Source organism: Streptococcus sp. 400_SSPC (assembly GCF_001072745.1).
In the GTDB taxonomy this organism is placed as follows: Bacteria; Bacillota; Bacilli; order Lactobacillales; family Streptococcaceae; genus Streptococcus; species Streptococcus xiaochunlingii.
Window position 1 is genome coordinate 110,866 of the sequence record NZ_JVIQ01000017.1, and the last position, 22,011, is coordinate 132,876.

Annotated in this window: 15 protein-coding genes and 2 pseudogenes; 4 read left to right on the forward strand and 13 right to left on the reverse strand. The window is 42.6% G+C overall.

The genetic code is table 11. The annotated features are described in order from the left end of the window. Window positions 1-9: 9 nt before the first annotated feature. The 3 genes from ADH49_RS03690 to ADH49_RS03700 form a co-directional block, all read right to left on the reverse strand. On the reverse strand, window positions 10-1,179 hold the full coding sequence (locus ADH49_RS03690; protein ID WP_048689720.1) for a MalY/PatB family protein: 1,170 nt from the start codon (window positions 1,177-1,179) through the stop codon (window positions 10-12). 9 nt (window positions 1,180-1,188) lie between these two features. Next, window positions 1,189-2,283, reverse strand: a complete 1,095-nt coding sequence (locus tag ADH49_RS03695) for a cystathionine gamma-synthase (RefSeq protein ID WP_048689723.1) — start codon at window positions 2,281-2,283, stop codon at window positions 1,189-1,191. Window positions 2,284-2,422: 139 nt separating this feature from the next. Beyond that, complete coding sequence (locus ADH49_RS03700; RefSeq protein WP_048689726.1) at window positions 2,423-4,051, reverse strand: putative polysaccharide biosynthesis protein; 1,629 nt, start codon at window positions 4,049-4,051, stop codon at window positions 2,423-2,425. An 86-nt stretch (window positions 4,052-4,137) separates the two neighbouring features. Here ADH49_RS03700 and ADH49_RS03705 point away from each other — a divergent pair, with 86 nt between their 5' ends. After that, window positions 4,138-5,583 (forward strand): UDP-N-acetylmuramoyl-L-alanyl-D-glutamate--L-lysine ligase, encoded by a 1,446-nt coding sequence (locus ADH49_RS03705; protein WP_048689730.1) that lies wholly within the window; start codon window positions 4,138-4,140, stop codon window positions 5,581-5,583. Between the two features lie 37 nt (window positions 5,584-5,620). Here ADH49_RS03705 and ADH49_RS03710 read toward each other — a convergent pair whose 3' ends face one another. The 4 genes from ADH49_RS03710 to pflA form a co-directional block, all read right to left on the reverse strand. Beyond that, on the reverse strand, window positions 5,621-6,271 hold the full coding sequence (locus ADH49_RS03710) for a DUF1803 domain-containing protein (protein ID WP_048689733.1): 651 nt from the start codon (window positions 6,269-6,271) through the stop codon (window positions 5,621-5,623). Continuing rightward, window positions 6,255-6,767, reverse strand: a complete 513-nt coding sequence (locus ADH49_RS03715; RefSeq protein ID WP_048689735.1) for a YiiX/YebB-like N1pC/P60 family cysteine hydrolase — start codon at window positions 6,765-6,767, stop codon at window positions 6,255-6,257. Before ADH49_RS03715 ends, ADH49_RS03710 begins: the two co-directional genes overlap by 17 nt. A gap of 63 nt (window positions 6,768-6,830) precedes the next feature. Then, window positions 6,831-7,766: a manganese-dependent inorganic pyrophosphatase gene (locus ADH49_RS03720; protein ID WP_048689738.1), complete on the reverse strand. Its 936-nt coding sequence runs from the start codon at window positions 7,764-7,766 to the stop codon at window positions 6,831-6,833. Window positions 7,767-7,893: 127 nt separating this feature from the next. Continuing rightward, window positions 7,894-8,688, reverse strand: a complete 795-nt coding sequence (gene pflA, locus ADH49_RS03725; RefSeq protein ID WP_048689741.1) for a pyruvate formate-lyase-activating protein — start codon at window positions 8,686-8,688, stop codon at window positions 7,894-7,896. A 214-nt stretch (window positions 8,689-8,902) separates the two neighbouring features. On the opposite strand from pflA, the pseudogene ADH49_RS09715 reads away from it, so the two are divergent. The 3 genes and pseudogenes from ADH49_RS09715 to ADH49_RS10480 all read left to right on the forward strand — a co-directional run. Continuing rightward, window positions 8,903-9,085, forward strand: a pseudogene (locus ADH49_RS09715) (UTRA domain-containing protein); the annotation flags it as partial. A gap of 265 nt (window positions 9,086-9,350) precedes the next feature. Then, a pseudogene (locus ADH49_RS09720) lies at window positions 9,351-13,770 on the forward strand (glycosyl hydrolase family 95 catalytic domain-containing protein); the annotation flags it as partial. Window positions 13,771-14,058: 288 nt separating this feature from the next. Further along, entirely contained in the window at window positions 14,059-14,205 is a 147-nt protein-coding gene (locus ADH49_RS10480; protein ID WP_414717670.1) for an LPXTG cell wall anchor domain-containing protein, read from the forward strand. Between the two features lie 54 nt (window positions 14,206-14,259). Here ADH49_RS10480 and ADH49_RS03740 read toward each other — a convergent pair whose 3' ends face one another. The 6 genes from ADH49_RS03740 to ADH49_RS03765 form a co-directional block, all read right to left on the reverse strand. Continuing rightward, a complete protein-coding gene (locus ADH49_RS03740) occupies window positions 14,260-15,063 on the reverse strand; it encodes an ABC transporter ATP-binding protein (RefSeq protein ID WP_048689747.1) in 804 nt (267 codons plus the stop codon). Window positions 15,064-15,076: 13 nt separating this feature from the next. After that, window positions 15,077-15,970: an ABC transporter permease gene (locus ADH49_RS03745; protein WP_048689748.1), complete on the reverse strand. Its 894-nt coding sequence runs from the start codon at window positions 15,968-15,970 to the stop codon at window positions 15,077-15,079. A 10-nt stretch (window positions 15,971-15,980) separates the two neighbouring features. Beyond that, complete coding sequence (locus ADH49_RS03750; protein ID WP_048689751.1) at window positions 15,981-16,955, reverse strand: ABC transporter substrate-binding protein; 975 nt, start codon at window positions 16,953-16,955, stop codon at window positions 15,981-15,983. A 427-nt stretch (window positions 16,956-17,382) separates the two neighbouring features. Next, complete coding sequence (locus tag ADH49_RS03755) at window positions 17,383-18,636, reverse strand: hypothetical protein (RefSeq protein ID WP_048689754.1); 1,254 nt, start codon at window positions 18,634-18,636, stop codon at window positions 17,383-17,385. Window positions 18,637-18,749: 113 nt separating this feature from the next. Beyond that, window positions 18,750-20,099, reverse strand: coding sequence for a hemolysin family protein (locus ADH49_RS03760; RefSeq protein ID WP_048689757.1), 1,350 nt, complete (start codon window positions 20,097-20,099; stop codon window positions 18,750-18,752). Between the two features lie 103 nt (window positions 20,100-20,202). Beyond that, complete coding sequence (locus ADH49_RS03765; RefSeq protein ID WP_048689760.1) at window positions 20,203-21,684, reverse strand: M protein trans-acting positive regulator PRD domain-containing protein; 1,482 nt, start codon at window positions 21,682-21,684, stop codon at window positions 20,203-20,205. Between the last annotated feature and the right edge of the window lie 327 nt (window positions 21,685-22,011).

The window sequence follows — 22,011 nt, forward strand, 5'->3', positions numbered from 1 at the left end:
CCCTTAAAATCAACCTTTTTTAGGAAAATTTGTTACGATCCGATCGACAATCTCTTGGACTAGGGTTTTCGGAGCTGCCACATTCAAACGGGCATGTTGCTTCCCTTCTACTCCAAAGTCTGTCCCTTTATTGAGGATGACCTTAGCCTGGTCATGAAGTCTAGCATGGAGTTCTTCCTCTGACAAACCGTAGGCAGAAAAATCAAGCCAGAGTAGATAGGTCCCTTGCGGTTTCATCACACCAATGTCTGTCTGCTCACGCAAAACTTCTATAGTGTAATCGATATTTTCTTCCAAGACTTCCTTTAAGTCCTCTAACCAAGCCTTTCCATTCTGATAGGCGACTTCGGTGGCGATAAAGCCAAGGGCAGAAATCTCATGTTGATTGTTTCGCAACTGCCGAGCTTGGAAGGATTTTCTTAGTGCATCATTTTCGATGATGGCATAGGAATTTTTTGTCCCTGCGATGTTGAAGGTTTTGGTCGCACTCGATAAGACAAGGGTGAAGTCCTTAAAGCTTGGATCTACCGTATTAAAACATACGTGCCGATTTCCAAATAGCACCAAGTCTTGGTGAATTTCATCTGAAACAAGCAAGACCCCATGTTTTTGACAGAGACGACCAATCTTTTCTAGGACTTCTCGTTCCCAGACGCGACCGCCTGGGTTATGAGGATTGCACAGGATGTAGAGCTTGACTTGGTGCTCTTCAAAGTCTTTCTCCAATTGCTCAAAATCAATTTGGAAGAGTCCATCCACTTCTACTAAGGAATTGGTCACTAATTTGCGTTGATTGAGGCGGACGCTACGGGCAAAGGGTGGATAAACTGGCGTATTGATGAGAACAGCCTCGCCTTCCTTAGTGAAAGCCTGAATAGCCGTTGAAATAGACGGAACCACACCTTCCATAAAGACAATGGCTTCCTTCTCAAACACATATCCATGCTCTGACTTTTCCCACTCCTGAACAGCTCGGTAAAGCTCTTCACTAGGATAGGTGTAGCCGTAGACCAATTGATCCGCGTAATCTCGAATGGCTTGTCGAACCGCAGGCAAGGATTCAAAATCCATATCTGCAATCCAAGCAGGAAGAAGTTCTGGATCTTGCTCTGACTCCTTCCACTTGCTAGTATGATGCCCCAAACGATTAGGGACAGTCAAAAATTGTTCTTTTCCCATGATGGACTCCTATCTAGCCAATGCTTGTTCTAAATCCTCAATCAAATCCCGTGCATCTTCAATTCCGATGGAAAGGCGAAGCAAGTCATCCGTTAACCCATAGGAATGACGAACCTCTGCAGGAATATCTGCGTGGGTCTGTGTAGTTGGGTAGGTAATCAAACTCTCCACTCCACCTAAGCTTTCTGCAAAGGTAAAGACTTGCAAGTGGTTCAAAATGGTTGGAATCTTTTCTTGGTGGCTTACTTTAAAGGAAACCATGCCTCCCTTGCCGGTATACAAAACTTCCTTAACGGCTGGATGCCCCTTCAAGAATTCCACTACCTTCTTCGCGTTTTCTGTAGAGCGCTCCATTCGAAGGGCTAAGGTTTTTAACCCACGGATCAATTGGTAGCTGTCAAAAGGAGAGAGAACAGCTCCAGTTGTGTTTAAGTTATAAAAGAGTTGCTCATAGAGACCTTCATCATCAGTCACTACAACACCAGCCAAAACGTCATTATGACCCGCTAGATACTTGGTCGCTGAGTGAAGGACGATATCTGCTCCTTCTTCAATTGGACGTTGGTAGATAGGGCTATAGAAGGTGTTGTCTACAATCACTTTTGCCCCTTTTTCATGAGCGAGTTTAGCTAATTTCTGGATGTCAAACTCCAGCATGAGTGGGTTAGTAGGCGTTTCAATATAGAGAATATCCACCTCTCCCTTCAATCCCTCTACCAATTCTTCTTCAGAATTTGCATAGGTAAAGAAAAAGCGTCCTTCTTGTTCCATTTGGTTGAACCAGCGGAAAGAGCCTCCATAAAGATCTCTTACTGCCAAGACCTTACTGCCAACTGGAAAAATACTAAAAGCTAAGACAATGGCAGACATACCTGAGCTCGTCACCAAGGCATGCTCTGCACTCTCAATAGCTGCCAAGGTCTTTTCAGCGTTTACCCGCGTCGGATTCTTGGTACGGATATAGTCAAAACCAGTAGATTGACCAAACTCTGGATGCTGGTAAGTGGTTGAAAAATGAAGCGGAGTAATCAAAGCCCCTGTTGCTGGATCCGACTTGATTCCCGCTTGAGCTAGGATGGTGTTAATATTCTTTTTGTGACTCATACAAACCTCCAATGGACGTAAATTCAATTGTCTCTATTGTATCACTTCTTTAGATGATTCGGTTTTTCCTTTTTCAAGAGCTAGATATAGCTTCAAACTATAATGAAAAAAGAGGTGGGATAGCCCCAACCTCTACTGATTATGAAATATGAAATTTATTTCGAAGACTAGCTGCCTTGCTACCAATGAAGCGATCTAAGAAACGAAGACGAAGACCAAGGCCACCGTATACCACGATTCCAACACCACCAATCAGAGCTACATAAATCATGCTTGTCACTCGACCATTTGGTTTGATCACCAAGCCGAGGATAAAGCCTGCAACTAGGACCACCAAGAGCATGATCAAGGTGAGAATGGCTGTCAATAAGCTCCGTTTGAAGACTGTCTTGCGATTGAAATGAGTCACCTGATGAATTTCCTTGTACATAAGAACAATCGGAATCATGAGACCAATTGTAGTAGAAAGAAGAGGACCATAGGCTTTAAAGACATAAATGAACGGTACTTGGAGAATCAGTTTTACCAATACTCCATAGCCAAAGTAAAGAATTGCCTTCCAATTTTGGAAAAGAGCCTGGATCATTGGAGAGAGAACCGTATACAAGCCTAGGATGACCGTTTGTAACATGGCTAAGATAAAGAGTCCCAAAGCCAGGGAATCTGGTTTCCCGTAAAAGACCGTATAGAGAGGCTCTGCAATGGCTACTGCTCCAATCGTCGCTGGAAGCAAGAAGGCTACTAGCATGGTCAAATTATCTTGAACCAGCTTACCTGCAGCCCGGAAATCACCCTTGACATAGTTCTCTGTAAGAAGAGGGATTCCCACCCCACCGATCGATGTCGCAACTGCAATTAAAATCATGGTAATCTTGTTCGGATTCGCTGAGAAGTAGCTGAACTGAACCAACAACTCTGAACGAGTGAAGTTGGTGAACCAAGACATGACATTGCTATAGGTCATCTGGTCGATAATTTGAAAGAGTTGAATAGCTGATCCTGTCACAATGAACGGAATCGCTTCACGAATGGTATCCCACAAGAGAGCCTTGGTATCAATCTGGCTATCAGACTCTGGGCGATGGATAATGTGCTGTAGAAGCCCTGTTTTCCAGAGGTAATAGACGAGGACTAGAAGACTCGCTCCCATCCCAATAAAGGCTGCAAAAGTGGACTGGGTTACGGCTTCAACGTAATCACCTGAGCCGACCTTCATAATGAAGTAAGCTGTCAAGAGCATCCAGATAACCCGAATCACTTGCTCAGCAATTTGACTGATGGCGTAAGGTTTCAGATTGTTATGCCCTTGGAAGAAGCCACGAACGACACTCATGGAAGGAAAAATCAAGACTGCCCAAGACAAGCTCTGCATGACAGGGATTAGGTCTTTCCCACCTCCAGACAGATTTGCAAATACTGGGGAAAGCACATACATGATAATAGCAAAAACCAAGCCCAATAAAGACATGAACTTAAGGAAGCCACGAATCATGGCAAAACTGTGCTCTTCTTGCCCCTTGGTATTGTACTTGGCCACCTGCTTAGCGACTGCTACTGGGACGCCTGCTGTTGAAATCAGCAAAAACCAAGCGTAGATATTGTAGCCCATGGTAAAGAGACCGTTTGCCTCTGCGCCATGCTTGCCCATCCAGATATACCAAGGGATGATATAGGCCGCTCCTAAGAGACGACTAATGAAATTACTGGCTGTTAACCAGACTGTACCTCGAAGCATCTGGGCCTGTTGATTACTTGTTTCGTTACTCATATGTTTCCTCTGCTTTATAGTCTTCTTTCATTATAAACTTTTCCTTTACACTTGTAAAATAAGGTCTTTCAGTTTAAAATAGGATTATGATAAAGATAGAAACTGTACTAAACATTTTAAAAGAGGATCACAACTTTCGTGAGATCCTACAAGACGGAGAATACCACTATTCAGCAAGTGGTGTTTCTTTTAATCAAATTAGCTACGATAGTCGAAAGGTCAACTCCGAGACCCTCTTTTTTGTCAAGGGGGCAAATTTCAAGAAGGAATTTTTGGAGCAAGCGATCGAGCAAGGTCTCCAGTGGTATGTCGCTGAGCAAGACTTTGAGGTCAGCATCCCAGCCATTATCGTTACGGATATCAAACAGGCTATGAGCTTGATTGCCATGGAATTCTACGGCCACCCTGAGCGCCAGCTAAAACTCTTAGCTTTTACAGGGACCAAGGGCAAAACGACTTCTGCTTACTATGCCTACAAGATTCTTGAGCAAGGACACCGTCCAGCCATGCTATCCACTATGAATACAACCTTGGATGGCAAGACCTTCTTCAAATCAACCTTGACCACTCCAGAAAGCATTGATCTTTTTGAAATGATGGCCCAGGCAGTTGCCAACGATCGGACCCACCTGATTATGGAAGTTTCTAGCCAAGCTTATTTGGTGAAACGGGTTTACGGTCTGACCTTTGATGTCGGTGTCTTCCTCAACATCAGCCCTGACCATATTGGACCAATTGAGCATCCAACCTTCGAAGACTATTTCTACCACAAACGTCTCTTGATGGAAAATAGCCGTGCTGTTGTCGTCAATAGCGATATGGATCATTTTGAGATTCTTGCGGAACAAGTCGCTGAGCAAGACCACGACTTCTACGGTAGTCAATCAAGCAACCAAGTCCAGAACTCAAAAGCCTTTAGCTTTTCTGTCACTGGCAAGCTGGCGGGAGATTATGATACCCAGCTCATCGGTCACTTCAACCAAGAAAATGCTGTGGCTGCAGGTCTTGCCTGCCTTCGCCTAGGAGCGAGTCTTGAGGATATCCAAAAAGGGATTGCTAAGACGCGCGTTCCTGGCCGAATGGAAGTCTTGACTCAGCAAAATGGAGCCAAGGTCTTCATCGACTATGCCCATAATGGAGATAGCTTGAAAAAACTACTCTCAGTTGTTGAAACCCATCAAACGGGGACGATTTCACTGGTCCTTGGATCAACCGGTAATAAGGGAGAGAGCCGCCGCAAAGACTTTGGCTTACTCTTAGAAGACCATCCTGAGATCCAAGTCTTCCTCACAGCGGATGATCCCAACTATGAAGATCCTTTGGCTATCGCTGAAGAGATTAGCAGCTTCATCACGCGCCCTGTCGAGAAAATCGCAGATCGCGAGCAAGCCATTCAAGTAGCTATGGCAACGACCAGCAAGCCTGAAGATGCCGTCATTATCGCCGGAAAAGGAGCTGACTGCTACCAAATCGTCAATGGCGTAAAAGAAGAGTATCCAGGCGATGCCGCCATTGCTGAACGTTACCTTTAATCAAACGAAAGAAGGCTAGGAAAATTCCTAGCCTTTTTTATTGTTTGATAAACATCAGCCTTTCCTTGTCCAAGTCCACTGCTAATTCATATTTGCCTTCATCATTTTTGCGGATATAGCCTAAGACTTCTAAGCTATCAACAAAGATGTCTCTGCGCTTTTGCTGGACTTCTTCTTTTTTGAGGAACTTGAGCAAAAAGCTGGTCATATACTTAAGAGCATACTCAGGATTGACATCACCCAAAATAGCATAGAGTTTCTCTTGCTCCTCCGTCAAAGGGTATTGGTGTTTCACCTTGTAGAAGTAATTGGAAAGTGTCTGTGCATGTCGTTCGAAGTCAGTCTCCTCTATCAAAATCGCTGCATTGGTAGTATTGCGGAGTTCTGTTTGGAAGACCTTGGCTTTTAATTCTTGATAAACTGCACTGTCCTCTCGAACAAAGACCTCTTGATCCAGTTCAACTCGATCAGCTGACTCTAAGAAAGGCAAATTGAGAGTGTAGCGTTTATTTTCTCGAAGGATGAAGCCCGCTTTGATATACTCCTCCATCAGCTTATCCACTGGTTGATCTGGAAATTGGGCCTTGATTTGTCGCAGGATCACATCATCCTGCTGGTCCAGATAGTTGATCAAGTCCTTGAAAAATAGCTGACGTGTCAAACGTGTGGGATTAATGATCTGAATCATCCAAATACCTTTCTTTAAACTGTAGACGGGAAGACTGGGCTAACTGACTCGGGTTGGTTCCGGGCTGATCTAGGGGAACGGCTAGGCCAAGTTCCTTGTAGTAATCCAGCCAGAACGGACTAATCTCCTCTTCCTCATCTCCAAACTTCATGGGAATGGTCTCAAAAACAGGGAGTAGTTCAGAGATGAACTGGGAACAATAGAAACCTTTTCCATCTGGATAAAAGGACGCATTGTAGGGAGCTCCTAAAAGGCTCTCTGCTCGCTTTTTGACTTCTTCGTGATCAATCGCCGTATAGCGATAAAGGTCATAGACTTTTCCAGCTTCAAAGAAATCTTCGGGTGACTGGGAAAGAACACCACCTTCCACCCTAGCATGATAGATCTGTCCGTTCAAAAAGATAGCCACGTGACTGTAGTTACCTGTCGAGGCCTGGATGGCCTGGCCCATTTCCGTATTTTCTCTCACAAAAATCAAATCGCCAGATTCTAACATGGTCTCCTCCTAGCAAAAAAGGAGTCGAAACTCCTTTTTAACGATGGGTTTCCCCACCTATCATTATGCATTAAAGCTTTCAGTCAATTGAGGAACCACTTGTTTCTTACGTGAAACGGCACCTGGAAGGAAAGCATGATTGTTTTCAAGTTTGAAGTTGAAAGCTGCTTCTACCTTATCCATATTAGCACCAAGAGCCAAAATTTCTGAGTTTGAGTTGACAATATCAGTAATCATCAAAACGAAGTCAGAGTAGCCGTTAGCTGCATTGGCGGCTTGGATGGCTGCTTCGATTTCAGCTTGGCGTTCCAAAACTTCAGCAATATCAACTGTATTGACTTGGGCAACACGGACATTATTTCCGTTGAGTTCAAAAGTCTTAGCATCGATGTCAATCAATTCTTCTGCTGATTTGCTTGCCAAGTTGGTACCAGCCTTGAGCATGGCAAGACCATATTCTTCCAAGTTGACACCAGCCAATTCAGCCAATTCAGGTGCAATCACCTTATCAGATGGGTGAGTTGTTGGAGATTTCAAAAGAAGAGTATCTGAAATCAAACCTGAAAGCATCAAACCTGCGATTTCTTTTGGCACTGCTACACCGTGTTCTTTGAACATGCGGTATACGATAGAAGATGCTGAACCAACTGGTTCTAAACGCATGTAAAGTGGGCTAGCAGTTTCAAAGTTAGCCACACGGTGGTGATCCACTACACCGTATACTTCTACTTCAGCGATATCTGACACAGATTGTTGGAATTCATTGTGGTCCGTCAAGATGACTTGCTCTGCACCTTCTGCTTTAGCTGATGTGATCACGCGCGGTGCTTCCACACCAAAATAGTCCAATACGAAAGCTGTTTCTTCATTTGGAGTTCCTAGAGCCACTGCTTCTGTATCCAAACCGTATGCTTCTTTTGCAAGATAAGCAAAGGCTACAGATGAACCGATGGCATCTGAGTCAGGATTTTGGTGACCAAAAACGAGAATTTTTGACATGTTTCTACCTCTTCATTTTCATTTGTATATTCACTCTATTTTAGCACGTTTTTCCGTTTAAAGAAAGGGATAGTGATGCTTTTCATCAGAAAAAGACAGCTGGAAGGACCAACTGTCTCGATTTATTTTATCCTTTAACCCGTTTCAGGTAATCTTGGTAACTTTCCGTTTCCATCAAATCTTTTGCATTTTGAACCCGTTCTTTTGTCGGTGGTTTCACACCCTCCAACTTGTACGGAATACCTAATTCCCGCCATTTGAATTCCCCCATAGTATGGTAAGGAAGAATCTCAAATTTATCGACATTTTTAAGGGTTTTAACAAATTTTCCAAGTTCGATCAAGTCGTCATCTCGGTCTGTCAAACCTGGGACCAAAACGTGACGAATCCAGACGGGTTTTCCAATATCAGACAAATACTTGGCACAGGCTAAAATATTCTTGTTCGTTTGACTGGTTACAAATCTGTGCCGTTCATCGTTAATTTCCTTGATATCCAGAAGCACCAAGTCTGTCACTGCCATTAATTTATCAAATTTTTCCAGGTAACGAGGGGTATTGCGGAAAGGCAGAGCACAGGTATCCAAGGTACAATGAATGCCCAACTCTTGAGCCTTGGTGAAGAGGGCAATCAAAAAGTCAATCTGCAAGAGGGCTTCTCCACCACTAACCGTGATCCCACCTTTTTGACCCCAAAATCCTCGATAGCGGAGGGCTTCTTCTAGGACATCATCCACTGTTCGTTCTCTAGACATGTTGGTTTCCATAGCCCAAGTATCCGGGTTATGGCAATACTGACACCGCATTTGACAGCCTTGAAGAAAGACAATAAAACGAATCCCTGGTCCATCCACTGCACCGAAGCTTTCCGTAGAGTGTACCATTCCTGTTACTTTTCCATAGTCAACTGTTTCATTTTCCATGTCTTATCCTTCTCTCTTGAAAACGTTTTATGGTTTTATTATACCATGATTCCTTGTGAATAAAAGGATTTTAATGATTTTTTAGAAAATAAACTGTTTTTCAATTTCAACCCATTGTATTAGTACAGGCCCTTCCAGTCGCTCTTGATTGCTCCTATTCTCTCTGACAAAAAAAGAAAACGAAGAGCCGTTTTCTTTTTTTAATATCTTAAGAATCTTGATTTCACCAATCGATAATCGCGACAAAATCTTATTGGATCTTGGAAAAGACCAACACGTGGTGACGGTCCGTTCCCAAGTTCACCTAGCAGACGGACGACAATTCCAGTTCACCGAAAGTCGACACAAATTAGACAAGTTTCACTTTGTCGACTATGCAAAAAGACATCAAAAATAAAGTACTCCGCAGACAGTTGAGAATGGACTCAACTGTTTTTTTTTACGATATCCGAAAATGAAAACTGTTTTCAGCCCAAAATAATAGCTAATTTATCTCTTATTTCTCTACTATTTCAAGAAATAACACTCTCAAATATGCATCTTACCTAAAAGCTATTGACATTTTCCTGTTTCCCTATTAAATTGGGTATGATAGAAATAAATATGAAGGGACTGTCTTTAACTAAAAATGTAAGCGGTCTCAAAAAATAGAGGAGAGTTCTATGGACCAAAGATTTTTGGAAAAATCCTGTCGTTATAGTATCCGCAAACTAACTGTTGGTACGGCTTCTGTTTTATTAGGAGCCATTTTTCTCGGCTCACACCAGGTAGGTGCTGATAGTATTGTTGGAAGCCAAAACGAAAGCAACCACCTTGAAGCTGCCCCAGCCATAGAGAGCCCGACTGATGGAACCGGAGAAGCCAAACCAGAAAATCCGTATATCGCTCCTATTTCTGAAGAAAAAAGCTCGTCACCTGATACAGAAGTTCAAAGCAAGCATACAGCCACTTCGACTACTTCGATTGAGCCAAATGAAGAAAGGGAAACTATGAAAGTTGAGACTCCCGTGACCAAACAAACAGATTATCATTTAAGCTACAATCAACCTGCTGCTGCTACCTATGATGGGTGGGAAAAACAAGCTCTCCCAGTCGGAAATGGAGAAATGGGCGCTAAGGTTTTCGGACTCATCGGCGAGGAAAGAATCCAATACAACGAAAAAACTCTTTGGTCTGGTGGACCACAACCGGATAGCACCGACTACAATGGAGGAAACTACCAAGATCGCTACAAAGTCTTAGCAGAAATCCGTAAGGCCCTTGAAGCCGGAGACCGCCAAAAAGCGAAACAGTTAGCCGAAGAAAATCTAGTAGGACCAAACAATGATCAATACGGACTCTACTTATCTTTCGGTGATATCTTTATGGTCTTTAACAACCAAAAGAAAGGTTTGGAGAACGTTACCGACTATCACCGTGACTTAGATATTACCGAAGCTATCACAACTACTTCTTATAGCCAGGATGGAACCACCTTTAAACGCGAAACCTTCTCTAGCTATCCGGATGATGTTACTGTGACCCATTTGAGTAAAAAAGGGAATAAGACCCTCGATTTTACCCTTTGGAATAGCTTGACAGAGGATTTACTTGCGAATGGTGACTACTCTTGGGAATATTCGAACTATAAACAGGGAGCAGTCACGACCGATTCAAATGGTATCTTGCTCAAGGGTACTGTCAAAGACAATGGCCTTCAATTTGCCTCTTATCTTGGAATCAAGACAGATGGACAAGTCACAGCCCAAGATGGCTATTTAACTGTTACAGGAGCCAGCTATGCGACCCTTTTACTCAGTGCCAAGACTAATTATGCTCAAAATCCAAAAACCAATTATCGCAAGGATATTGATGTAGAGACAACTGTCAAATCGATTGTCGAGGCTGCTAAAGCCAAAGATTATGAAACTCTAAAACATGACCACATCAAAGACTACCAAAGTCTTTTCAACCGTGTCCAACTAAATCTTGGTGGTAATAAGTCTAGCCAAACGACAAAAGAAGCTCTCCAAACCTATGATCCTACAAAAGGGCAAGAACTAGAAGAACTCTTCTTCCAATACGGACGTTACCTACTGATCAGTTCTTCTCGTAACCGGACAGATGCCCTTCCTGCCAACTTGCAGGGAGTCTGGAATGCTGTAGATAATCCACCTTGGAACGCTGATTACCACCTCAATGTCAACCTACAAATGAACTATTGGCCTGCCTACATGAGTAATCTTGCAGAAACGGCTAAGCCAATGATCAATTATATCGATGACATGCGTTACTATGGCCGTATTGCTGCTAAAGAATATGCCGGTATCGAATCCAAAGAAGGTCAGGAAAATGGATGGCTGGTTCATACTCAGGCGACACCATTTGGATGGACTACTCCTGGTTGGAATTATTATTGGGGTTGGTCTCCTGCTGCCAATGCTTGGATGATGCAGAATGTCTATGACTACTATAAATTCACCAAGGATGAGGCTTATCTCAAAGAAAAGATTTACCCAATGCTCAAGGAAACAACCAAGTTCTGGAATTCCTTCTTGCACTACGACAAGGCTAGTGACCGTTGGGTTTCTTCTCCGTCTTACTCGCCAGAGCATGGTACTATCACGATCGGAAATACTTTCGACCAATCTCTAGTTTGGCAACTCTTCCACGACTATATGGAGGCAGCCAATCACCTCAATGTCGACCAAGATTTGGTGACAGAAGTGAAGGCTAAATTTGACAAGCTCAAACCACTCCACATCAACCAAGACGGCCGTATCAAGGAATGGTACGAGGAAGACAGTCCTCAATTCACCAACGAAGGCATTGAAAACCATCACCGCCACGTTTCCCATCTAGTTGGACTCTTCCCAGGTACTCTATTTGATAAGGACCAGCCTGAATATCTGGAGGCCGCACGCGCAACTTTGAACCATCGTGGAGATGGTGGAACAGGTTGGTCCAAGGCTAATAAAATTAACCTCTGGGCTCGTCTCTTAGACGGAAACCGCGCCCATCGTTTGTTGGCTGAACAGCTCAAGTCCTCAACTCTAGAAAACCTCTGGGATACCCATGCACCTTTCCAAATCGATGGGAACTTTGGTGCAACCAGTGGTATGGCAGAAATGCTCCTTCAATCACACACAGGCTATATTGCCCCATTACCAGCCCTTCCAGATGCCTGGAAAGACGGTCAAGTTTCAGGGCTCGTTGCTCGTGGCAACTTCGAAGTCAGCATGAAATGGAAAGAAAAAAATCTTGAGACATTAGCTTTCCTTTCCCATGCAGGTGGAGATTTAGTGGTCGATTATCCAGACATCGAATCGAGTATTGTCAAGATTAACGGGAAAGAAATCAAACCAACTCTTCTCAAAGACAATCGGATTCAGATTGCCACTCAAAAAGGGGATCAGATCACATTTGAAAAGTTACCAGAGCGGGTCACTCGCCTATCTGCTGTGAGAAAGGATGCTGTAACTGCTGAACTCGATTTCAATCCAGTTACAGATGCGACCCTCTATGTCATCCGTCGAGAAAGTAATGACGAAAGCAGTGATACTCCTTCTATCAAGGAATTCCTAACCAATGTCACTCATTTCATCGACCGCTCCATCGATTCTCTCCATAACTATAGCTATTCTGTTAGAGCCATGATTGGGGATCGCTCAGGGCAAGCATCAGAATCTTCGTCAATCCAACCAGTTGTCGAATTGATGGACGACAGAGATCCTCGTGTTCAATACGGTCCTGCCTTCCATAACTGGGAGGATGCTGACCTATTTGCGGGAACTGAAAAATATGCTGACCTAACTGTCGATAGCTATTCTGACAACGATGCCACTGCTAGGATTACTTTTAATGGGCGAGGAATTGAAATCTATGGCCTCAAATCATCTGAATTAGGCCTAGCGGAAGTTCAAATCGATGGCAAGAAAGTAGGAGACCTGGATTTCCACACATCGGGAGAGACGGAAAAAAGTGCTCTAATCGGTCGGTTTACAGGACTTCCTGATGGAGAGCACCTTCTGACTCTAACCGTGAAGAAGGAGCATTTGAACCGAGGGAATGAACGCTCAAAAATTTCCATAGATTACTTTAAAATCTATCCAGGTCAAGGGGCGACTGTTGAAAAGATGGATGACAGAGATTCTCGTATCCACTATGGCTCCTTGTTCAAGGACTGGAGCGAATCAGGCTTATATCAAACGACAGAAAAATACGCGACTCTCCAAAACGTGGATCCATCTCAGTATTCAGAGGCCAAAGCAACCATTCCTTTCACTGGTACAGGTATTCGTATTTACGGCTTAAAATCTTCTGACTATGGAAAAGCCTTAGTCACCATAGATGGAAAAGAAATGCCAAGTTTGGACTTCTACTCAAGTGCTGACTATGAAAAGAATGTGTTGATTGGCGAGTATACAAACTTAAGCAATGGAGATCATATCCTTACCCTGACAGTGGATCCTAACTCTCCTGATGATAGAAAAATGATTTCTCTGGATTCATTTGACATCCTGAAGCCGTCAACAGTATCCCTAGATACTCCAAGCCTGGCCCCAATAAAAGCAGGCGATCAGACGATTACCCTCACACTTCCGTCTGGGGAGTGGGATGCTATTGCCCTTCATTTCCCTGGGGAAAAAGATCCTGTTTTCCTCAAGAAAACCGATGATTCCCACGTCACCCTATCAGATGGAAATCGAGTGTTAGCGATTAAGGACCAGCAAGTTGAATTGCCGATCCCAGAAACTGCTCATCAAAAACAAACTCAGATCATCTCAGCCTATGCCATCCGAGGAAAGACCATCACTAGTCCAGCCGTCTCTCTTACCTGCTATTGTGACAAATTTGGGAGACCAAGAACCTCCTGTAGTGACCCTTCCTGAGTACACAGAACCAATCGGCACTGCTGGACAGGAGGCAGCTAACCACTCTCTACCTGAATATGTCCTTCGAGTACTGAAAGACCAAGCAAGCCAGGTAGAGGTCATTAGTGGAGAAAATGAGATTGGTAGTGACAGTCATTTAGAGATTCAAAAGGTCCTTGACCAAGGACTCTTTGGCAAAACCTACGATGCTTTCAACCTTCAACTCAAGGATAAAGAAGGGAATCCAGTTCCAGTCAAAGGAAGTGTATTGGTTCGAATTCCACTATCAAAAGAAGTGAAGCAAGTCTATGTCTTGACTCCTAATCAAGAACTCCAACCATTAGCATTTACACTACGAGAGGGCATGATTGAATTCATGGCACAAGAGTTAGGAACCTATGCCATTATCTACCAGTCAGACTCCAGTGAACAAGTGGAGCCGACTCTATCAGAAAGAAGGGAGCCATACAAGCCAAATTCAGAGAACACTAGTCCAAGGAAGGCCGGTGATACTTTGATGAGTGTTCCCAACTCTAAACAAGACCAGGCTTCACAAGGACAACTTCCAAAAACGAATGCTGAACTCAGTTCATACCTCCTCTTCTTAGCAGGACTCAGCCTTGTTCTCGCAGCTAGCTTACTAGGGAAAAAGGAACAGCTTTAGCTTGATGTGGCAGACGAGATCAATAAAAAGGATGGAATCTCCATCCTTTTTCGTTTATCCTAAAACCAATTCGTCACTCACCAAGGTTTCACCACTATTCTGATGGAAAAGGCGCATCAAGTCTTCAACCGTCAGGTTCTTCTTTTCTTCCCCTTTAACGTCGACCACGATTTTGCCTTGGTAGAGCATGATCAAACGATTGCCATATGCGATGGCATGGTTCATATCATGCGTAATCATTAAGGTTGTCAAATCATGGCTTTCCACGATTTTTTGCGTCAATTCCATGACCATTTCACTGGTCTTGGGATCAAGCGCTGCGGTATGTTCATCCAGTAGCAAGAGTTTTGGTTTGACCAAGGCAGCCATGACCAAGGTCAAAGCTTGCCGTTGTCCCCCTGATAAGTATTGCGTGTCCACTTTGAGGCGATTTTCCAAGCCAATATTGAGTTCCTTCAAGGCTGCTTTAAATTCCTCGCGTTCTTTTTCTTTGACCCCCCAACTGAGTCCCCGTTTTGCTCCACGTTTTTTAGCAATGGCCATATTTTCTTCAATGGTCAAGCGGGAAGCCGTCCCCATCTTAGGATCCTGGAAAACACGCGCAATATCCTTGGCACGCTTCCGCACACTAGTCTGCTTAATGGATTTTCCTTCTAAAAGGATATCTCCTTGGTCCACTTGCAGGCCACCTGCCAGAATATTCATCAAGGTCGATTTACCGGCTCCATTTCCTCCGATGACAGAAATGAAATCTCCTTCTTCTACTGTCAGATCCAAGCCTTTGAGAACATGGTTTTCATTGACCGTACCTGCTTCGAATGTCTTATGGATATCTTCAATTTTTAACAATGTTGCCATTTATCTTCTCCTTCTAGTTGCTGGTTAATTTCAATCCACGAATCTTGAGACGTTTCTGGGCTTCTGGGGCGAACAAGACCAAGGCCAAGAGAATAGCGTTAAACAAACGGACCAAGTTTTGGTCTAGGTTTGGAATTTCGTAGATATTGAGGATAATGAGGCGGTAGACAATTGCCCCCACTCCAATCGAAAGCAAGCGTCCTCCAATGGTCAAATCATGGATCAAGACTTCTGCTAAAATAACAGCACTGAGTCCTACGACGATGGTCCCTGTACCAGAAGTCACGTCTGAAAAGCCATCTGTCTGAGCGAAGAGAGCCCCACACAATGCCACCAAGCCATTGGAAATCATGTAACCGAAAATCTTCATGGTGTCCACATTCACCCCATTGGCTTCACTCATCGGGATATTGTCACCAGTCGAACGAAGAACCAAACCAATCTGGGTTTTCATCAAGAGGGTCAAAATCAGACAGACCAATAACAAACAAGCAATACTAACAGCAAAGACCGCCTCCTCATTGGACAAACCCAATCCCATCACAGACTTGAAAATGGTACTAGAATCTCCAATGGATAAATTAGGGACACCCCCCATGATCTTAATATTGATCGAATAGAGACCCGTCAGAGTCACAATCCCTGTTAAGAGCGCTGGGATCTTCATCTTGGTATGAAGAAGACCAGAGACCAATCCAGCTAGCATCCCTGCTAAAATCGAGAAGAGGGTCGCTAGCCAAGGGTTTTGCCCTGCTTGGATTTGGGACGCAACGACTGCAGCCCCAAGTGGGAAAGCCCCTTCTGCTGTCATATCCGCTATATCTAAAATGCGGAATGTTAAGAAAATACCAATGGCCATAATCGACCACAATAAACCTTCAGATAAACTTGATAATACTAAATCCATCATCCATCTCCTATTTCTTTTCGTTTATACCAGAGAGATCAATTCCTAATTTCTTAGCCATCTCTTTGTTGACATACAATTCTAGATTCTTAGGGGCCTCCACTGCCAGATTGGCTGCCTTTTCCCCTTTCAGGATACGAATCGCCATCCGGGCAGATTGACGCCCTAACTCGGTGTAGTCTGTCCCATAGGTATAGAGCCCTCCTACTTGGGCCATTTCAATCGAGCCTCCAATAACTGGAACCTGATGTTTCAAAGACACTTGTTTAATGGTTTCCATTGTGGAAGAAATGATGTTGTCTGTTGGAATAAAGACCATATCGACTTCTGACATCAAACTATCCGCTGCCGCTTTCACATTATTACTGTCTAAAATGGTCTTCTCGACGACACGGTAGCCTTTGGCCTCAAGGACCTTCTTAGCTTCCTCTTTTTGAACGACGGAGTTGGGTTCACTTTGCGTATAGAGGATACCGATTGTCTTAGCTGTTGGCAAAACCTTTTGAATCAGATCGACTTGCGTAGCAATGGCATCTGAAGATTGGTCGCTCGTTCCTGTCACATTGCCACCAGGCTGATCCAAGTTCTTGACCAACTTGGCAGCCAAAGGGTCCGTCACTGCAGAAAAGACTACCGGGGTCGTTTTGCTTGTATTGGCGATACTTTGTGCTGATGGAGTCGCAATGGCAAATACAAGATCACTTTCCTGTGACAATTGATTTGAAATATTTTTCAAATTTCGCTGCTCCCCTTGGGCATTTTGATAATCAATTTCAATCTCTTCTCCATCTACATAACCTTGTTTGGCTAACTCTTCGACAAAGCCTTTTCGAGTCGCATCTAGAGACTTATGGGTAATATACTGGGAAATCCCAATCTTAATCTTTTGATGCTTAGAGGTCTTCAAGTGGTGGAGGGTCAAGAGGGAGGTCATCAGTAGACCAACTACCAGGACCGGGGCAATTAACTTCTTTACAATTTTCATGAAACATGTCTCCTTATCTAAAACATTCAAACAGAATACAAAAAACCGTTTAGATGATTCTAAACGGTTGGTATCATTCCTCACAAACTTAAAAGTATGCCAGCATTGCCGTCCATTTAGATATCATCTATATGGACCACAATCAAAAATCTTAGCCACATAGATACAAACAAATTGCTCGTTTCGTTTGCATCCATGAGTTCATGTCTACAAACATTATCTAAAGTAGCTAAAGTAAAAGTTTTGATTCAACAATGTGGAGTTCGTGTTTTTCATAAGATTCTGCTTTCGTTTTTTTATGTTGACTATCTTACCGAAAATTTTTCAAGCTGTCAAGCCTAAATTCAGAATTTTTTTAATTATCTTATTTTTTTCTACGTATATCAACAAAAAAGTGCCCGATTAGGGCACAAAATGAGCGAATATCTTATTTTTTAAAGGAGTATTCAATTCCATAATCATTTCCATCCACGGAAACTTTCAGCGTTCCATTTTCAATTTTATACTTGAGATCGTATTTAAGGAAATGACTCGCATCTTCATCCTGAATGAATCGGTGATCTTTTTCATCTACCTCACCTTCAAAGGCTACCATTTTAAGAATGCCTTTTTTCACATCGATTTCAAGTCCCATATCCTCTAAATAGGAATTCTCACTGTTTTCTTGGATATAGTCTAAGGCATCCTCAACAGAGTAAAAATCATTGTCCCCATCATCATAGAGTTCCTTTGCAGCTCCCTTGAAATCAATCTTACCAATCACACTGATGGTTACTTTTTTCCCCTTTACCTCTACGATCATATCCATATCTTTTACAAATTCACTAGAAATATCTGATGTAGTAGAGAAAGTGCCTGAAAAAGCAGACTTCATTGTCTTTTTCATTTCAGGAGTAGCTGACCATTTTCCTTGAATACTATTTGGATTTTTAGCAAATAAGAAAAATGCAAGTACAGATAAAACTGCAACAGCAACAAGACTACATAAACCAATAATCAGCCCTTTTTTAGACTTCTTACCTGGCATTGGAGCTTGTCCCATATATGGGGAATTAGCCTGGTAATTCAGCTGCCCATTGTTTGGATAGCCTCCCTGCATCTGAGCGTTGTTATAAGATGCGAAGGGCGCTCCTGCTTGAGCCGCCTCCTGAACAGGAGCTTGTGGCTGAGTTCCACCTTGTCCAAAAGCCTGTCCTTGATGCTGATAAGGACTTGTTCCACCTTGGAATTGATTTGGAGTTGGACTTGCACCTCCAAATGGGGCTTGGCCTGTACCTCCAAACTGTGTTTGTTCTGGGGCTGGTGTTGCACCTCCAAATGGCGTTTGCTCTGGAGTTGGCGCTACTCCTCCAAACTGTGTTTGCTCTGATGCTGGTATCGAATCTCCAAATGGTGTTTGTTCTGGCGCTAGCGTTGCTCCTCCAAATGGCGTTTGCTCTGGGGCTGGCGCTGCTCCTCCAAATTTGGCTTGTTCTGGAAACGGTAAGGGACCTCCAAATTGTCCTTGATTGGAAACAGGAGCTGTTCCCTCAAATGAAGATTGAATTGGGTTTACGGGCGTATTCGGTGTCGCTTGTGTTTCAGGACTTCCAAACGCACCAAAAACCTGTTGGATCTCCTCTTGATTGGCTGGTCGACCATGGGCTCTCTCAAACTCTGCTAACCATTCTTCTTGTTTCATTGCTATCTCCTTATAACCACTAATTATTTTATTATAAATTAATTTGGTTAGAGATGCAAACTCAACTAAAATGAATATAAAAAAATCAGGGAAACTCCCTGATTTGATGTTCTTTATTCTTGAACTTTTGTCGCTTGCTCGTCTTCATCGACTAGATCACTGACCTCAACCTTCACCTTGGTGACACGACCATTTTTCACCTTATCGTTTGTAAGGATCAAATGCTTCTTCATGCTGTCTACTTCAAAACTCAAGCGTTCCTTGTGACCTGGAATGCGACCAACCCCAGTTAGGTAGTAGCCTGCAATGGTATCCACATCATCACTTTCCAGCTTCACATCAAAATACTCATTAAAGTCATTTAAGGTCACAATCCCCTGCACAATATAGAGGTTGGGTTCAATTTCAAATACGTCGTTTTCAGCCTTATCGGTCTCATCATCAATTTCACCGACGATTTCCTCCAGAAGGTCCTCCAAGGTTACCAGACCAGCCATTCCTCCATACTCATCGAGCAAAATGGCCATCTGATTTTGTGTATTCCGGAGCTCCTTTAAAAGATCATCCACAAAGATTGTTTCCGGTACAAAGAGCGGTTCCTGAAGAATCTTGCGAAGAGCGATGTTATCAAATCCATTCACAAAACCTTCATTAAGCAAACGTTTGGTATGAATCAGACCAATGACATTGTCCTTGTCATCATCATAGACAGGAATACGAGAAAAATTCTGTTTTAAGATACTTTCGATGATTTCTCTGGTATCATCTTGGATATCCACCATAAAGGCATCCGTACGAGGAACCATTAGCTCACGCGCCATCAGCTCATCTAGTGAAAAGACTCCTTGCAACATTTCAATCTCGTCAGCATCCAGACTCGTTTCACTCTTAGCCAGCATATAGGCAATCTCATCCCGTGACATCTCTTCGTCTGCATCATCGAATTGCATAGGGGTCAGACGACTGACCAGATTGGTTGATGCCGATAAGAGCCAGACAAAGGGGCTAACGATTTTTCCTAGTAAAATAACAATTGGAGCCGTTCGAATAGCCAAGCTATCTTTCAGATTCATGGCAATACGCTTCGGATATAACTCACCAAATACAATCGAAATATAGGTCAAAAAAGCCAGTGAGAGGAAGCTAGCTATCGCACGTGCTGTCTCCGTATTTCCCATCCAAGAAGCGATTACTTTCCCAAGATTATCTGCTAGGCTTGCCCCAGACAAGATGGTAATCAAGGTAATACCAACCTGAATCGTAGATAAAAAGTGGTTGGGATTTTCCAATACCTTTAAGAGACGAATATATTTCTTATCACCTTCCTCAGCCTTTTGCTCTACGCGAGAACGGTTCAGCGATACCATCGACATCTCCGTTGCAGAGAAAAATGCATTTAATAAGGTCAATACAAATAGTAAAACAAATTGCAGTATTAAATCCTGACTGCCAGGGTCTTCCATGGATATTCTCCTCAATGTATAGTAATAATGCCCATTATATCATATTTTTTAAAATGGTGCATAGTCGCAAAAATTTCCCTCCTAAAAGAGGAGGGAAGGCCAGTTATACTCCATAACGTGTAAAATCATAAAAGAGTACATTCAGTTTTTCTACAAGTTCCAAAAGGGTCAAACTACTTGTACAAATAAATTTTTTCCCTTTTATATCCGGAATCATAAAGTTGGCAACAATGACATCATACTCAGTGTGCTCTAATTCATGAAGTTTAAAGTCATGCTTGATGACCTGTGAAAACTCAAAGTTATCCGTACAATAAAATTTTAAGAAATCAATCATGGACTTAGCATGGTGGTCATCGTATCGGCTAATGATTAAGACCTTGACAGCTGTCCGTCTCCTTAATAGTTGAGGCAATAGATTTTCCCAATGTGAAAATACGGTATAAATCTGATGCTTGAGGTTTTCAGGATTTTCATGAAAGCCCATCTCTTTGAGATAGTGATACAAACCAGTTTCAACATCCTGATAAAATTTAGGGAAGAGGGTTCGATAATCCTCATTGGTATAGCTCTTAGTATCATAGAGAAGAAATTCACCAAAGATTTCACGTCGCTCCAAATAGGCAGTGTTGTGAATATGCATGATCATCTCTTCATAATTCTCAAGTTCTAAACCATAAGATTCACTCAGGTGATCAAGAAATTGAGAGGCTAAAATATAGGATTTTTTTGTAACAGCGTCTTCCTCTGTAGCGTCAATCAGACCCTGTGGAGTAAAATAGAAGCGTTTCTGCAAGAAGATAATAAAGAGTTGTTCAATGGTTTCTTCATTAAATTCTACCCCCAGCTGCAAACCAAAATAACGAAGCATCTCATTGATTTTTGGGAGCTCTTGATAGAGATAGGCGTATTGTTCAAAATTATTGGCCCCTTCAATTCGATAACCTTGCTTAATCCGGTATAGGTAGACCGTCAGCATAATTTTATAGGAATGGAAGATCGAATAAGTCAGTGGTATTTCTGTCAATTTATAGAAGAAGGTGATGAAATCAATAATGACTTGCTCTCTGATATCTGGAAATGGCCACTCTAAATAATAATACCGCTCTGCAAAATACTGGGAATAGAAAAATCGAATATCGACCTCGTCCCCCACAACATTCAGAGGATTCAAGGTGATTCGGATATTGTACTTTTCCTGAATAATTTGGTTGATATTTCGAATCAAGCGATAAAATGATTGCTGGCTGAGATTATACCGTCTACAAATTAAGTCACTGGAAACATCCTTATGGAAGAACAAGTATTCCAAGAGGGAGAAAGCTGTAGATTCTTTAAAGAAGTGATGGTACACCACCTCAATCCCAATCGAATCGTCATAGCTAATCTTAATACCATTTGTCGAAGATTCAATCAAAAATTCATTAAAGACCGTCCGTAAATTTGAAAGATCCTCCTTTAATGACCGCTCTGTACAATCTAACATTTCAGCGAGTTCCTTCAAATGAAACCAGCGCTTTTCACGAATTAATGTTTCTAGCAAACGCATTTGGCGTCGCTGCTTTTTGGCAAGCAATTCTATCATCTTATAGAAACTCCTTGATTTTGTATCATTACTAATTCATTATAACATATTTTCTTAAAGGAAAGCTAAAACTTTAAGATTCAAGTACTTAGCCTATCCTTTCTAAGTCCATACTCAAAAAGGAATGGTCACCCATTCCTTTTTTAATGTAGACATACTATTGTTTTACATAAAACAGCTAGATAATTTTCAAAAAATGACTCTTATTTTTTGAGTCATTCAAGTAGAGCTAAAACTTTCCGCTGTGAGAAAAGTGCCTGAAACAATTATGTTTCAGGCACTCGGAATTATTGAGACCTTAGGCTCAATAATTAGTCATGGAACTTC

What these genes read in the sequence shown, in the direction of transcription:
- ADH49_RS03720 (WP_048689738.1), bottom strand. Translation starts at nt 7,766, where the DNA reads ATGTCAAAAATTCTCGTTTTTGGTCACCAAAATCCTGACTCAGATGCC.
- ADH49_RS03760 (WP_048689757.1), bottom strand. Translation starts at nt 20,099, where the DNA reads ATGGAAGACCCTGGCAGTCAGGATTTAATACTGCAATTTGTTTTACTA.
- ADH49_RS03705 (WP_048689730.1), top strand. Translation starts at nt 4,138, where the DNA reads ATGATAAAGATAGAAACTGTACTAAACATTTTAAAAGAGGATCACAAC.
- ADH49_RS10480 (WP_414717670.1), top strand. Translation starts at nt 14,059, where the DNA reads ATGAGTGTTCCCAACTCTAAACAAGACCAGGCTTCACAAGGACAACTT.
- ADH49_RS03695 (WP_048689723.1), bottom strand. Translation starts at nt 2,283, where the DNA reads ATGAGTCACAAAAAGAATATTAACACCATCCTAGCTCAAGCGGGAATC.
- ADH49_RS03710 (WP_048689733.1), bottom strand. Translation starts at nt 6,271, where the DNA reads ATGATTCAGATCATTAATCCCACACGTTTGACACGTCAGCTATTTTTC.
- ADH49_RS03740 (WP_048689747.1), bottom strand. Translation starts at nt 15,063, where the DNA reads ATGGCAACATTGTTAAAAATTGAAGATATCCATAAGACATTCGAAGCA.
- ADH49_RS03745 (WP_048689748.1), bottom strand. Translation starts at nt 15,970, where the DNA reads ATGGATTTAGTATTATCAAGTTTATCTGAAGGTTTATTGTGGTCGATT.
- ADH49_RS03700 (WP_048689726.1), bottom strand. Translation starts at nt 4,051, where the DNA reads ATGAGTAACGAAACAAGTAATCAACAGGCCCAGATGCTTCGAGGTACA.
- pflA (WP_048689741.1), bottom strand. Translation starts at nt 8,688, where the DNA reads ATGGAAAATGAAACAGTTGACTATGGAAAAGTAACAGGAATGGTACAC.
- ADH49_RS03690 (WP_048689720.1), bottom strand. Translation starts at nt 1,179, where the DNA reads ATGGGAAAAGAACAATTTTTGACTGTCCCTAATCGTTTGGGGCATCAT.
- ADH49_RS03765 (WP_048689760.1), bottom strand. Translation starts at nt 21,684, where the DNA reads ATGATAGAATTGCTTGCCAAAAAGCAGCGACGCCAAATGCGTTTGCTA.
- ADH49_RS03715 (WP_048689735.1), bottom strand. Translation starts at nt 6,767, where the DNA reads ATGTTAGAATCTGGCGATTTGATTTTTGTGAGAGAAAATACGGAAATG.
- ADH49_RS03750 (WP_048689751.1), bottom strand. Translation starts at nt 16,955, where the DNA reads ATGAAAATTGTAAAGAAGTTAATTGCCCCGGTCCTGGTAGTTGGTCTA.
- ADH49_RS03755 (WP_048689754.1), bottom strand. Translation starts at nt 18,636, where the DNA reads ATGAAACAAGAAGAATGGTTAGCAGAGTTTGAGAGAGCCCATGGTCGA.